The sequence below is a fragment of the Nostoc sp. genome (assembly GCF_036917395.1).
Taxonomy (GTDB): Bacteria; Cyanobacteriota; Cyanobacteriia; order Cyanobacteriales; family Nostocaceae; genus Nostoc.
Window position 1 is genome coordinate 39,909 of the sequence record NZ_JBALDI010000009.1, and the last position, 12,772, is coordinate 52,680.

At 43.0% G+C, this 12,772-nt stretch carries 10 protein-coding genes; 4 read left to right on the forward strand and 6 right to left on the reverse strand.

What is annotated here, in order from left to right; genetic code table 11:
- Positions 1-41: 41 nt before the first annotated feature.
- The 3 genes from V7K46_RS06355 to V7K46_RS06365 form a co-directional block, all read right to left on the reverse strand.
- Positions 42-1,295, reverse strand: coding sequence for a type I restriction enzyme HsdR N-terminal domain-containing protein (locus tag V7K46_RS06355; RefSeq protein ID WP_335111747.1), 1,254 nt, complete (start codon positions 1,293-1,295; stop codon positions 42-44).
- Positions 1,296-1,821: 526 nt separating this feature from the next.
- A complete protein-coding gene (locus V7K46_RS06360) occupies positions 1,822-3,534 on the reverse strand; it encodes a putative bifunctional diguanylate cyclase/phosphodiesterase (RefSeq protein WP_335111748.1) in 1,713 nt (570 codons plus the stop codon).
- A gap of 376 nt (positions 3,535-3,910) precedes the next feature.
- A complete protein-coding gene (locus tag V7K46_RS06365) occupies positions 3,911-6,301 on the reverse strand; it encodes a tetratricopeptide repeat protein (RefSeq protein WP_335111749.1) in 2,391 nt (796 codons plus the stop codon).
- 134 nt (positions 6,302-6,435) lie between these two features.
- Here V7K46_RS06365 and V7K46_RS06370 point away from each other — a divergent pair, with 134 nt between their 5' ends.
- Together V7K46_RS06370 and V7K46_RS06375 are read left to right on the forward strand one after the other, a co-directional pair.
- Complete coding sequence (locus V7K46_RS06370) at positions 6,436-6,684, forward strand: hypothetical protein (RefSeq protein ID WP_335111750.1); 249 nt, start codon at positions 6,436-6,438, stop codon at positions 6,682-6,684.
- A gap of 197 nt (positions 6,685-6,881) precedes the next feature.
- Positions 6,882-7,151: a hypothetical protein gene (locus V7K46_RS06375; RefSeq protein WP_335111751.1), complete on the forward strand. Its 270-nt coding sequence runs from the start codon at positions 6,882-6,884 to the stop codon at positions 7,149-7,151.
- Positions 7,152-7,211: 60 nt separating this feature from the next.
- On the opposite strand, the gene V7K46_RS06380 is transcribed toward V7K46_RS06375, so the two are convergent.
- From V7K46_RS06380 to nfi, 3 genes are all read right to left on the reverse strand, one after another.
- Positions 7,212-9,170: an FHA domain-containing protein gene (locus V7K46_RS06380; protein ID WP_335111752.1), complete on the reverse strand. Its 1,959-nt coding sequence runs from the start codon at positions 9,168-9,170 to the stop codon at positions 7,212-7,214.
- Positions 9,171-9,227: 57 nt separating this feature from the next.
- Positions 9,228-9,776: an FHA domain-containing protein gene (locus V7K46_RS06385; RefSeq protein ID WP_335111753.1), complete on the reverse strand. Its 549-nt coding sequence runs from the start codon at positions 9,774-9,776 to the stop codon at positions 9,228-9,230.
- A 107-nt stretch (positions 9,777-9,883) separates the two neighbouring features.
- A complete protein-coding gene (gene nfi, locus V7K46_RS06390; RefSeq protein ID WP_335111754.1) occupies positions 9,884-10,549 on the reverse strand; it encodes a deoxyribonuclease V in 666 nt (221 codons plus the stop codon).
- 243 nt (positions 10,550-10,792) lie between these two features.
- On the opposite strand from nfi, the gene V7K46_RS06395 reads away from it, so the two are divergent.
- Entirely contained in the window at positions 10,793-11,314 is a 522-nt protein-coding gene (locus V7K46_RS06395) for a hypothetical protein (RefSeq protein WP_335111755.1), read from the forward strand.
- A 173-nt stretch (positions 11,315-11,487) separates the two neighbouring features.
- Complete coding sequence (locus tag V7K46_RS06400; RefSeq protein WP_335111756.1) at positions 11,488-12,738, forward strand: SHOCT domain-containing protein; 1,251 nt, start codon at positions 11,488-11,490, stop codon at positions 12,736-12,738.
- Positions 12,739-12,772 lie beyond the last annotated feature (34 nt).

The following is a 12,772-nucleotide window of genomic DNA, read 5'->3' on the forward strand; positions in this document are numbered from 1 at the left end:
TGGTAAATGTCATCCCATTCCTCTTGCTCGGTGACTTCATCCTACAATTCATAGTCCAGGGTGTTCAGGTGCAACACATTTGTCTGCCCATCCCCCGCAATCAGGTTCAGCGTCCGCGCCACCCGCACCGCCTTTTCATCAAAGTCGATGGCAAACACCTTGTCTTCCACATACTCTTTGCACCGGGGCGGCTTATCTTCGAGCGAAAACAAATGACTCGCTGACAATCCCTCATCATCTAAAATCTGCCGCCACACATGAAAAATCGTATGCACCGGAAACCCCGATGACCCCGCCGCCGTGTCGATCATGTACTCATCCTCTTGCGGGTTCAGCATTTTCACGCACAGATCAATTACATAGCGCGGTGTAAAAAACTGTCCCTTTTCGCCCTTGCTGCTCTGGTTGATCAAATACTCAAAGGCTTCATCGATCACATCCAAGTTGGAGTTAAACAGCTTCACATTTTCCAACGACGACACACAGACCGACAGGTGAGACGGCGTGAGGCTAATTTTGGCATCCTCGCTAAACACCCCTTCCCACTTCTTCTTGGCTTTGTCGAAGAGATCCTGAATCTTAGTTTTCAGTGCGGCTTCCGTCTGTCCCGTATTGCGAAATTCCAGAGAACGGGTCGATCGGCGGTTGCCCTGCCCGGAATACCACTCATCATAGAGCTTGGTGAAAATCAGCTTAAACAGTTCTTCAAATACATCCACCCCAGCATTAGCTAGCACCTCATCTTCCATTTCTTCGATCAAGGTCTTGAGAGATTTATTCTCCTTCACCAACTTGTCATTGGCGATCAGGTCTTCCAACGTGAACTTGATCTGGAGAATATCCGCCAGAGTTTGATTCGCATTGGGCAGCCCCGGAATATCTTCAAAATAATTGGGATCTTTGCGCTGGTAGTAGGAAATTTGATCGCCATTCGTCCAGACCGCGATCGGCGCACCCGTGGCATTGCAGTAAGAGCGAAGCTGGTCTTTCCCATCCTTCAGCTTTGGCTTCTTTAGCTCCACGATCATGTAAACCGTGTTGGGACGGTCTTTGTCCATCACCACGATGTCTGCCCGTTTCACCTCTCGTCCAAAGTTCACCCCATACTCAACCTGAATGCGACCGAGGGGATAGTGAAAGTGATCGCTCAAAACCCGTAAATATAGCTGCCGAATTGACTCCTCTGGCGTTAGCTTAATCGCCTTTTGGCGCACCAAACAAACCGTATAAGGAACCTCACCGTTTCTGGTCGCCTTGAGAGTAATCGTCTGCTCTAACTGCTCAATTTCAGCCATCGTAAACTGCGACAGCTTGTAATTTGAGTCCTTGAGGATATCGGCTAATTTCATCAGGGGCTATCAGGTTGACTCTAAAGGCTGCTTCGTCATAAGAGTTTAGCGCCATTGTAGTCACTACTGGATAAATTTTCTTAATTCTTTAATGGCGATCGCTGTATATTCCTGGTGAACACATCACCCTGCTTCTATTTAATCTGTGCGATCGCAGTTCCTAGAGGATTAGCCTCGCCTTTTACTACTGCGAATTTGTTAATGGATTCTAATGCGGCTAAACCCGAACAATTTTTTGTGTGGAAGCCCCGCTACCACACAAGGGACTTCCAAATAAAAAAATAATCAATCGTTTTGGTAAGCAGGGGGAGTAAAAATCGGATAGTCGTATTGGATTACAGGAATTGAGTAATTTAATTTTTGTCAGTCCCCAAAAAGAATCTCAATCTAGGTGCGTGCCGTTATACAAGTATTCGCGTGGCCGCCTAGATAGGTACAAAATGGAACACGTTGTAATGGCTTAGGCATCCACCTATGCTGCAATTGTCTCCATCTGCTGAGAACTTTTGTACAACATCGGGGCAATAATATCAGCAGGGACAGGACGACTAAAGTAGAAACCCTGACCTTCATCACATCCCCGCATTTGCAGGTATTCAAGCTGTTCTTGGGTTTCCACACCCTCTGCCGTGATCTTCAACCGGAGGCTCTTTGCTAGGGCAATGATCGCATCAGTGACGGCGGCGCTATCAGGATTAAATATGACATCCTGCACAAATGACTGATCAATCTTGAGCATGTTCACGGGAAAGCGCTTCAAGTAGTTCAGCGAGGAATAACCGGTGCCAAAGTCGTCTAGAGCCAACCATATACCCAGTTCTTGTAATTGTTTTAAAGTTTTAACAGATTGCTCAATGTCACCCATCAAGAAGCTTTCTGTCACTTCCAGTTCCAGGTAAGATGCTTGGAGTCCAGTCTCCTGAAGAATCTGGCTGACGACCTCAACTAGATTTGCTCGTTCAAACTGTCGAGCTGACAGATTCACAGATATCCGAATTGGGGTAAATCCAGCAAGCTGCCAAGCACGGTTTTGGGCACAAGCAGTTCGCAAGACCCATTCACCAATTGGTACGATCAAACCATTGGCTTCTGCAATGGGAATAAACTTTACTGGAGAAACCCAACCGAACGTAGGATGCTGCCAGCGAACTAACGCTTCCATAGCTGTAACTTGTCCGCTGCGTAAATCAATTATAGGTTGATAATAAACCAGCATTTCATTGCGCCCAAGCGCTCCATGTAATTCATTTTCTAAAATCAGTCGTTCCTGCAACTGATTATTAATTTCTGGCAAATAGAATTGGTATTGGCTACGCCCTTGCTGCTTCGCCTGGTACAGTGCTATGTGAGCCTGTTGCAAGAGTTTATCTACACTATTAGGATTATTTAAGTCATTAATTGTGATACCAATGCTAGCGGTGAGATGAATCGAGTTACCCTTTATGAAAAAGGGTTTGCTCAGAGTACTCAACAGCACCTGAGATAACTTAATCATATTTTCAAAAGAATGAATGTTTATGCGGGCAAGGGCAAATTCATCTCCACTTAAATGGGCAAGAATATCTGTTTGCCTCATGCAGGTTGATAACCTATAAGCAACTGCTCTTAACAACAAATTTGTTGTCTCATGCTCTAACCCATGACTAATATCGGTGAAATCATCAATAGCCAGGAAAAAGATAGCTACAAGGCGCTGGTTGTTTTCAGGTTGGGATAGAGTTTGATGAAGGCGATCGCGGAATAAATCACGATTGGGCAATCCAGTTAGATCATCATAATTAGTGATGTAGTGAATTAACTCATCTAATTTGTGAAGAGTTTGTGAGGTATCCGCCATCAACGTACCCGCTTCATCAGCAAATTCTGTAGGCAGTTCAGGTAGTGTTTTGGTATTGAGATAGTTTTGCAATGCAGCAGATGTCAAAATGACTGGTTTGAGGAGATGGTTTAGGGCGTAGAGGGTGGCGGCCGTACCCGCTAACGTAGCCAACAGAGCAATGATCATAACTCGCACCGCCATCTCCAAGGAATAGGAGTTTGAGATGACGAAACTCAAGAGTAAGGTCAGAAGTGGTACATGAGTGCCCAAAAATGCCACCAACATGATTTTAGCGGTGTAACTTTTCTTGAGCCATCCGAAATGAGCTAGGAATGAATATAGGTAGAACTTGTGATCGAGTTTCATAAATTCTGTTTGATAGTTGGCGAATTAGTTCCGAGCTATCCTGGCAAAAGAGTATTTTTGATTCGCAATCCAGTGGAATTAGCTCTCATGGAACCCAACCCTCATAAGGTTATATATTATGCTTCCCAATACAGGTTTATACTTAATATTTATAACGATAAAGTTTTTGTAAAACTTATTCCACAAACAATTCCAAAATAAAAATGCAATTGTATTGATTGTTACAGTCATCGCTATTTGAAGTTACAATTTGTAGGCGATCGCTATTAAAATTTGAACTACAACTGTTATGTGGCATCAATTATTGCTTGCGGTTGGGTAAAGATTTCTATAAGTGAAGGGTTATGGTGTGATTTTGAGTGAAAGGGTGCGATCGTTAGCGATATGGTTTTCTTAAAAAGATTGCATAATTTCCCCGAACTCTTATTGTATCGGGATGACCTACACCTAAAGTCTGCTCACAAATTGCTAAAGCTTGCTGATACAGGAATTCGGCTTCGCTATAGCGTCTGGTAGAACCGTAGAGTGCTGCGAGATTGTTCAAGATAATAGCGACATCGGGATGGTTGTCTCTTAGTAAGCGTTTTTTCAGTGACAAAGCTTGCTGATACAGGGGTTCGGCTTCGCTGTAGCGTTTTGTGGAACTGTAGAGTTCTCCGAGATTGTTCAAGCTAGTGGCGACATCAGGATGGTTGTCTCCTAGTAAGCGTTTTTTCAGTGCCAAGGCTTGCTGATACTGGGGTTCGGCTTCGCTGTAGCGTTTTGTAGAACTATAGAGTCCTGCAATATTGTCCAGGCTATTGGCGACATGGGGATGGTTGTCTCCCAGTAAGCGTTTTCTCAGTGCCAAGGCTTGCTGATACAAGGGTTCAGCTTCGCTGTAGCGTCCTGTAGACTCGTAGAGTAATGCGAGATTGTTCAGGCAAGTAGCGACATCAGGATGGTTGTCTTCCGGTAAGCGTTTGTACAGTTCCAAAGCTTGCTGATACAAGGGTTCAGCTTCGCTGTAGCGTCCTGTAGACTCGTAGAGTAATGCGAGATTGTTTAGGCTAGTGGCGACATCGGGATGATCGGCTCCCAGTAAACGTTTAGTCAGTGACAAAGCTTGCTGATACAGGGGTTCAGCTTCGCCGTAGCGTCCTGTAGAACGGTAGAGTTCTGCGAGATTGTTCAGGCTAGCGGCGACAGCGAGATGTTCTAAACCAAGACGATTTTTAGCTACCTCAATACATCGTTTGTACCAAGGTTCTGCTTGCTGATAAAGTCCTTGACCGTAATAAAACCAGCCTAAACCTCTGGAAAGCCCAATTAAATCCTCGTGGCTGAGATATTGGGATAGGTGGGTTGCAACTTCTGCAAGGTGGGAGATAAAGGGAGTGAGGTTGAAAATATCTTCACGGTTAGGCTGTGGAGGAATTTGCTTTGCGACCTCTAGCATAAGCGCTGCAAAGATTGTTTTTAACTTATCCGCCTCACTTGACTCATCCAACTTCATTTGGAAAAATTGCCGAATTAGTGGATGTAGACGATAAATTCCTTTATTTTGCCATTGTATTAAATGCAGTTTTCGCAACTGGGCTATAGCTTTCTCCCAAAGTTCTTGTTCATCGTCATCTTTTATCCACTCAACAGAAAAAAGAATATTAGCCAAGGCATACAAACTCAGCCAACAGCCTAAGCCTTGTGCTTTCTCATCCAATTGTTCCCAACTCAATGCAAAAGCTTCAGCAACGCCGTATTTATAATGCATCAATGGGTTAGCCTTGGCTACTGCTTCATGTTCTAGCCGCTTTTTTTCTAGCCGATTTAGCAGTGTCTCTAGAGACAAATCTGGCATTGTATCAAGATATCGCCCCACTAACTCTAACGCCAAAGGCAAATATCCCAAGAATTTACAAATTTCTCTCGCAACCCAAGGTTCGCTTTTAAGTCGTTCTCTATCAACCAGCAATTTTAATAATTTCATCGCCGCCAATGGTTTGAGAACACCCAAAGGTAATTGCGGCAAAGTTCTGTCAAATTTCTCGCGCGTTGTCAGCAATACTTTAAACCGGGGTGATTCTGGGGGTAGATAAGGCTGAACCTGTTTTTTGTAGTCAGTGACATTATCAAACACCAGCAGCACTTCACCTTGTTGCCAATTCTGCCAGCAGTATCGAAGCCTATCTGCTAATTCCCAATCGTCCGGTGCAATGAGTTTAAATTTTAATTGGGCAAATCTGAGAATCTGAATTTCGACATCAATACCCTGTGCTGATAACCAGCAAACCCCACCTTGATAATTCTGCAAATGCTGTTTGGCGTATTGGGTAGCAAGTTCAGTTTTGCCAACTCCACCCATACCCGCCACAGCTACAATCGCAACTTGCCAAGATGTTTGTAATGAGGAGTGCAGGTTTTCTAGTTCCGCCTCACGTCCCACAAATTTTTCAAATGGGACAGCAGGGGGAATATTTTGATGAATTTTTTTAGTTGTGGGACGAACATCTTGCCCGTTATTATATTTTGCTCTCAAGCAAGCCCGTAACTTTTCTAATTTGCCCCGACCTTTAGAGGTGGCTAACTCAGGATAACTCTGGGCGAACTTTTTATAAACGGCAGTCATCCGCTTTGTGAAAGTATCTTCTTCGATGTTTAGTTCGATGGCAAGATTCAATTCACTCTTCCCTGAGTTTTCAGTCTTTAACCGCTCTACAAAAGCTACCGTTTGCTCTGGGAATAAGCCATGAGTAGCAGCTTCATTGGCTAGAAAATCAGCCCATTGCATAGACAGCTTGTGAGATTTCTTCTCGATTCTACTTAATTTCTACCTTCTCTCTACTTTGTCTCCATTTCTAGGGAATCTCCTCTTCTTCTGGCAGAAATATTATTTGCATAGAAACATTTAGAAGAGGTTCAGCCGTGAAAACTGCCTTAACAACTCCAGTCAACTCCAATCAAACCACCCAGACTTCGCAATTAATCCCCGCCTCGCCAACATCGGTAGAGAATCCATCTACTTGGATGCGAGATGGATACAGTCCCACTGAAATCATCCTTGCGGTGGCAATTTTAACTTCATTGTCCATTGGGGGAATTGCCTCTGTGATTATGGCAATTACGGGTTTAGTTAAAACTTTAGTACGCCCGACAAGCGAAAAAACAAAGTAGGGGTACTGGCAAAGGCAAATTCTTCGCTTCGTTGCTATCCCGCCTCAGAATCAATTCCGAGACTAATAGCTTAAGTCCGTTCAAACGGACTAAATTTTAGTTCATTTGACTCAGTTTTAACTGACTTATGCTGTTAGCCTGCGATTTGAATCGCAGGCGGGCTGAAGGTATCGCCCGTTACTTGATACTTTGAGCCTTTGAACCTGAACGTTGAGCCTTTGAACCTGAACGTTGAGCCTTTGAACTTGAACGTTGAACCTCTGAACTTGAACGTTGAGCCTTTGAACCTCAACGTTGAGCCTTTGAACCTGAACGTTGAGCCTTTGAACCTCAACGTTGAACCTCTGAACTTGAACGTTGAGCCTTTGAACTTGAACGTTGAGCCTTTTAACCTCAACGTTGAACCTCTGAACTTGAACGTTAAGCTTCTGAACCTCGACGTTGAACCTCTGAACCTCAAATTTTGAGTTTGGTACTCAAAACAGTCAGGTAAATACTTTATTCCTTCTGCCTTCTCCATTCTTAGACTAAGGTGACTGATTTAACACCCACTTCAACCACTGCCTAAAGGAACTTACAACATTCAACTTTTGAACTCCAGGCGCACGTCCGGCGGCGAGTCCATCAACGGCGACTAATGCGGCATATTGCAAGCCCAAGAAACTATCAACTGCTGCATAAGGGCCACCTAAAGTTATAGCCCCAGCAGCATACATTTGACCTCTATCACTACGCATTTCTACTAATTCAAAATTGTTCGCTACAGCCAATCGCCCCAGGTGATTCATTGGGAGGTTGTAATGTTTCACCAAATCTGCTAGTAAAGGATTGGCATCTACTTTGGCATCCAGTCCAGTAGCATCAACAATAAAGTCAGCTAGCAACTTCATTTCCCCAAAGCTTTGCTCTCGGATACGGGTAATAGTCCGGTTTTGGGCATCTCGTTCTACATCAAAAACCTCTCCGAAGGTAATTTGATACCAACCTTCGCTTATCCCTTGGGCAGTAATTTGCTGCCAGTCGTGGCGGTCGGCGGTGGTAGTTCCACCCCAGTCTGCTAATAAACTCTTGCGTTCATCAGGACTAGCTTTTTCTAACATTGCCCGGAGTTCGCCGCCCCAACAAGCTTTAGGCCAGTTAAAGGGTTGAAATTCATAATGATTTTTGACTAGGCGCTGGGTATTTTGAAATTTGTTGCCTTGGGGTTTAGGCGATCGCATTAAATGCAAAACTGCAATATTCTGATTACGCTTTCTAGCTTCATAAATCCGTTGAATAATCCGCGAAGCCACAATTCCCCGCCCACGAATCAACACCGTACCACCTCGTTGCTCTAGTTGCTGATAAACATGATCATGGGCTTCATAAGCATTGACGACAGATTTAAAGTCTTGATATTTTTCCCTATAAGCTTGCAAATCTGGGAGAAACTGAATTGCTGGATACCCAGTAGCTAAATGTAAATAACGAGTAACTAAAAAAGCATAATTTCCTGGCCCGCGAGAATAAGCTACGCAATACCTGCCATCATCAGTTTTGCGAATTACCCTAACTCGCCCATAGCGATAAATTTGATTCCAGCCAATGCGCTTCGCCTCCCTATCTATGGAATCAAAGACATTACCTGCACGCGGAGTATAAGTTTCTGCAAATGTTGGTTCAGCAAACACTTGCCACAAATACTTGAATGCTGACTTCATCTCTACCTTGGTGAAATCGTGCCAAGCCTCACGCAAGGCATAACTTGGCCAACCCCAAATATTATCAGGACAAGAGTCAGAATTAGATCGCAGTCTTTCATGTAAGGGAATTTGCGAATTCAAACAAAGGCGCTTGTAACGAGCATAAGGCTCCGCCTCTAATCCCAAAGCTACAATTTTGTCAGCAGGCACACCACTAATTCGCAGCAAATCAGCCCAAAAAAAGCTACCCAGTCCCGCCCCGATCGCTAGATAATCAGATTCATCTACTGGTAAACCCGTAGCATGAAGTGCTTGCACAGCGACTTTTTCTGCCTGAAACGCTAATGGCGGGAAATTACTTGCCAAGGGACTTAGCGGCTGAACTACAGGCAAACTGGGGTCTGGGAGATTGGTCTTTGCATTGAAGTGAATCGTTGAAGGGGGGGTGGTATCTGGTACAGAGGCGCTAGCAGCAAATGTCACCATGATCACATAGGGGCCAATTTGTAATGTATCGCCATTAACCAGGACACTGCGTGTTTGTGGTTGACCGTTGACATACACACCGTTAACGCTACCTTGGTCAATTACCACCAAATGGTCTTGTTCCCAGTCAATTAGGGCATGGTAGCGAGAAACTTCGTTACTGTTAAGCAGCATCCTAGAAACCCGCCCTCCCCTGAGTTCAGCAGGTAAACGAGCAAATTCTCGACCAAAAGCGATCGGCATACTCAACATTGGTTCTCGCCGTTCTCCCGTCGCCGGATCTTCCCAACTCAATTTAATTTGTAAGTCATTTGTCATTAGTTATTCCCCTCTGCTCCCCTGCTCCCCTACTCCCCTGCCCCTCTGCCCTCCTTCTCAACTACTCGGTTCTACTAACACACTCACAGCCGCAGCCAAAGATGTCCCACACCAATGACAGCCAATTTGTAGATTCTCTCCTGGCGAAACTTTATGACATTTGGGGCATTCTAAACCATAAACTCCTGGCAGTGGTGCGGGGGGTGTGGCTGCATAGTGGTGATGTCCGTGTACTGGTGGATGGGGTGAGAGCAAAATTGTTGCTGGAATGCTGCCCGTGGAAATGCTAGTAACGTTGAGTTTTATTTGTCCCAAAGATATACTAGTGCCCTCAGTTAAAGGCATTTCACCTTGGACTAATTGCCGTCCATCGACAAAGGGGGGATTTTGCGATCGCAAATTCCTGATATAAAAGCCCTGTTGCTGGTGATGAAAAAATATTTCAACGTGCAGACCAGAGACAGTAGGGTGACTCAGAACAATATCGCACCGGAGTGGATCGCGACCGATGCGGACACTGCCAGGATTTTGACTTGACTGTTGTTCGTAAATGTTCTGAGTTTTATCTTCACCTGCATCGTGCCACTCTAAAGTCAGTGCGTTCATTGTTCTAACTTCGTAACTCGTATTTAGCTACTTCAACTTCTTTCTGTGCGATTCCTAACACGATTGAATAGGTGCAAGCAAGTATTTAGAAAAAACTTCAACAAGCTTTATTTCGCCGACGCTAGTTTATCAGCGATGCGTGTTGTTTCTGGCAGCCGATATTTGGGCGTGCAGCGCAATACATAGTCAATTGCTGTCGGTAAACTAATTCGATGGCCACTGGAGATGTACAGAGGTTTTACTCCAGTGCGCGATCGCAAAACTGCCCCAATGGTTTCACCGTTATGTATCAGTGGTTGTGTGCTACCTTTGGTTTCTGCCAATTCTTCATGCTTACCAATCAACCTCGACTTAGCTACACCAATTGTTGGCATATCTATAAGTAACCCTAGATGGCTAGCTATACCTAATTTGCGGGGATGAGCAATTCCTTGGCCATCACACAGGATCATATCTGGTGTTGTTTTAATCTTCTCCAGGGCATCAAGAACGGCTGGAATTTCCCGAAATGAGAGGAACCCAGGAATATAAGGAAAGCTCGTAGGACGGTGTGCTAGGCTTGTCTCGATTACTTGCAAATTAGGAAAACTCAGGACTGCGACAGCTGCCCGGCTAATTGTTCCATCAGCTTCAAAACCCATATCCACTCCAGCAACGTACTGGATAGGTTCTTGCAGTTGATCCTCAGTAATTACTTGATCCCGCAGCTTTTCTTGGATAACTATGGCTTCTTCCAGCGTTGAGGGCCAAGCATGATCTTGATAAATCTTCATATTGAAAAGTCGAATTAAACTAATTAATATTAATCCTGTTAATTTGACAAGCACAAATACAATACTTTTTGATGTTGATACAGGGAAAATATATTTATTGCAAAAATTTGTGAAAGACTATCTTTATACTAGATATTTTAGCCCAATTTAGCTGATATATTGCATCATAATGTTACTTCCGGCTGTCAAGAGGGAATCCTGAGAATATAAGTTTATTTTCCTAGATTTTCTCTTTTAGTGGTTATGACACAGCCAAATATTCTAAAACTTGCAAAACAGGGAGATACCCAGGCGATCGCATCTCTGATGAACCGCCATCTATACCCCAAAGGGATCACCGCAAAAGTTGCCTTCAAAGATGCTTGCTTAGAGGTAATCCTAGAATCTGCCGAAGTACCAAATCGGCAAACCTTAGTTGCATTTATTCGCAAAGGTTTAACTGGTTTAGGGGCTGCATCTATTGAAAGAGTAAAAGTTTTCGGACAACAAACGGCTAAGGAGTTTCCAGCTTGGAGTCAAGAGTTTGATTTGGGCATAGTAGAAGCTGAAATAGAAGTAGAAGATGATCAACAGTCTTCTAATAACCCTCAAAACCTAACTATTTGTATTAACTTGAGTGGAGATACTGCACAAGGATTAACAATCCAAGATTTTGAATTTATTGCTAATCAAATAAGCACTGATATTTTATCAGCTTGTACTGATATTTTTATTCAAAAAGTAAGTATTAGTAATGGTAGTTCTGTGATTACCAAGGAACGCTAAGATTTAATTTACCTCACGTATAGGTGCAGAAAAAGAGTTTATAATCGTAGTTTTTCCAATAAGTATAATAAATCCAATTAAATTTTAAATATAGGGCTAAAAATGTTATTTTTACCTGTAAATAGGGAACCATGAGATAGAAAATATTTCTCAGATTTTCGGATTTATTGGTTATGACACAGCCGAATCTTTTAGAACTTGCTAAACAAGGAGATGCACAGGCGATCGCATCTTTAATGAACCATCAATTACAGCCCAAGGGCATCACAGCGAAAATAACGCTCAAAAATGCTTGCTTAGAGGTAATGCTAGAATCTGCCCAAGTCCCAAATCAGCAAGCCTTAGTTGCATTTATCCGTAAAAGGATAACAGGCTTAGGTACTGCATCTATTGAGAAAGTTAAGGTTTACGGGCGACAAGCTAGAGAAGACTTAACGGTGTGGACTGAAGAATTTGAGTTGGTAGTACAAGTTAATTCAACTACATCTGTGATTAGTCCGCCTCTAACTATTAACCATAAAACTCAAGTAGAAACTCCAAGCAAAAACTCTACAGTTAAAATAAACACATATAATGATCTCCCATCTCTTAAAAATAAAGTTTCAAATCAATCCCAATCAAGATTTAGTCAACTGGCAGTGTACTATTTTGCTGGGATTGGTTTAATACTCTATGCTTTATTGAGTTCATCAACCTTGGGGAATCCAGCCATAACTTGGTCAATCATTATATGTGTTCTAGCTTGTTTAGTTGCTATCTCTACGCCACAAGGTCGAGGATTTATAGCTAAATATTCACAGCAAACAATTGAAGCACAAGTGAAGGAGCAAGCAAATACTCTAGCAAAATCAGAAATAAAAATACAAATAGAAAATCTGGTAGCTAGGGGTTTATTGGATGCAAGTGAACAAGTTGTATTCTCGCAAATAGCTACTTATCGAGGTGGAGTTCGTGGTTATCCAAACTCTGCTCAAAGCAGTGGATTGGCATTTGTTCTTAACCACTCCTTCGTATTCTATGATAAAGACATGTCTTTCAAAGTCCTATATGAAGGGGTGATTGAAGCTAAACTTGATTTCTTTGAGCTTGGAGGTGTTCGTGGATTTTTAGCTCTTGGTGATGTAGGACGCCAGCTTCAACAAACGAAGAATACCTTGGAATTGTCTTATCTGGATGGTGATAATACTGAACGCAGTGCAAAATTTCAGATTAATGGCGCTCTTACCATACCAGGTGAAGCAGAAAAGGCTAGGGAATTTCTCAACCATCTTCTTGAGTTTAAAGGGCAGTTTTTGGGCTATTCATCTAGAAATATGTCTGATCCACTATCTAAAATAGAAAAATTGAAAAAATTGAGAGATCAAGGAGCAATTAGTGATGATGAATTTGAAGCGAAGAAACGCAAACTACTTGAACAGTTATAAGAAAATATTTACAGATAAATTGGGAGCATCCCAA

Coding starts and splice junctions, on each gene's coding strand:
- V7K46_RS06355 (WP_335111747.1), bottom strand. CDS start 1,295: ATGGCTGAAATTGAGCAGTTAGAGCAGACGATTACTCTCAAGGCGACC.
- V7K46_RS06360 (WP_335111748.1), bottom strand. CDS start 3,534: ATGAAACTCGATCACAAGTTCTACCTATATTCATTCCTAGCTCATTTC.
- V7K46_RS06365 (WP_335111749.1), bottom strand. CDS start 6,301: ATGCAATGGGCTGATTTTCTAGCCAATGAAGCTGCTACTCATGGCTTA.
- V7K46_RS06380 (WP_335111752.1), bottom strand. CDS start 9,170: ATGACAAATGACTTACAAATTAAATTGAGTTGGGAAGATCCGGCGACG.
- V7K46_RS06385 (WP_335111753.1), bottom strand. CDS start 9,776: ATGAACGCACTGACTTTAGAGTGGCACGATGCAGGTGAAGATAAAACT.
- nfi (WP_335111754.1), bottom strand. CDS start 10,549: ATGAAGATTTATCAAGATCATGCTTGGCCCTCAACGCTGGAAGAAGCC.
- V7K46_RS06395 (WP_335111755.1), top strand. CDS start 10,793: ATGACACAGCCAAATATTCTAAAACTTGCAAAACAGGGAGATACCCAG.
- V7K46_RS06400 (WP_335111756.1), top strand. CDS start 11,488: ATGACACAGCCGAATCTTTTAGAACTTGCTAAACAAGGAGATGCACAG.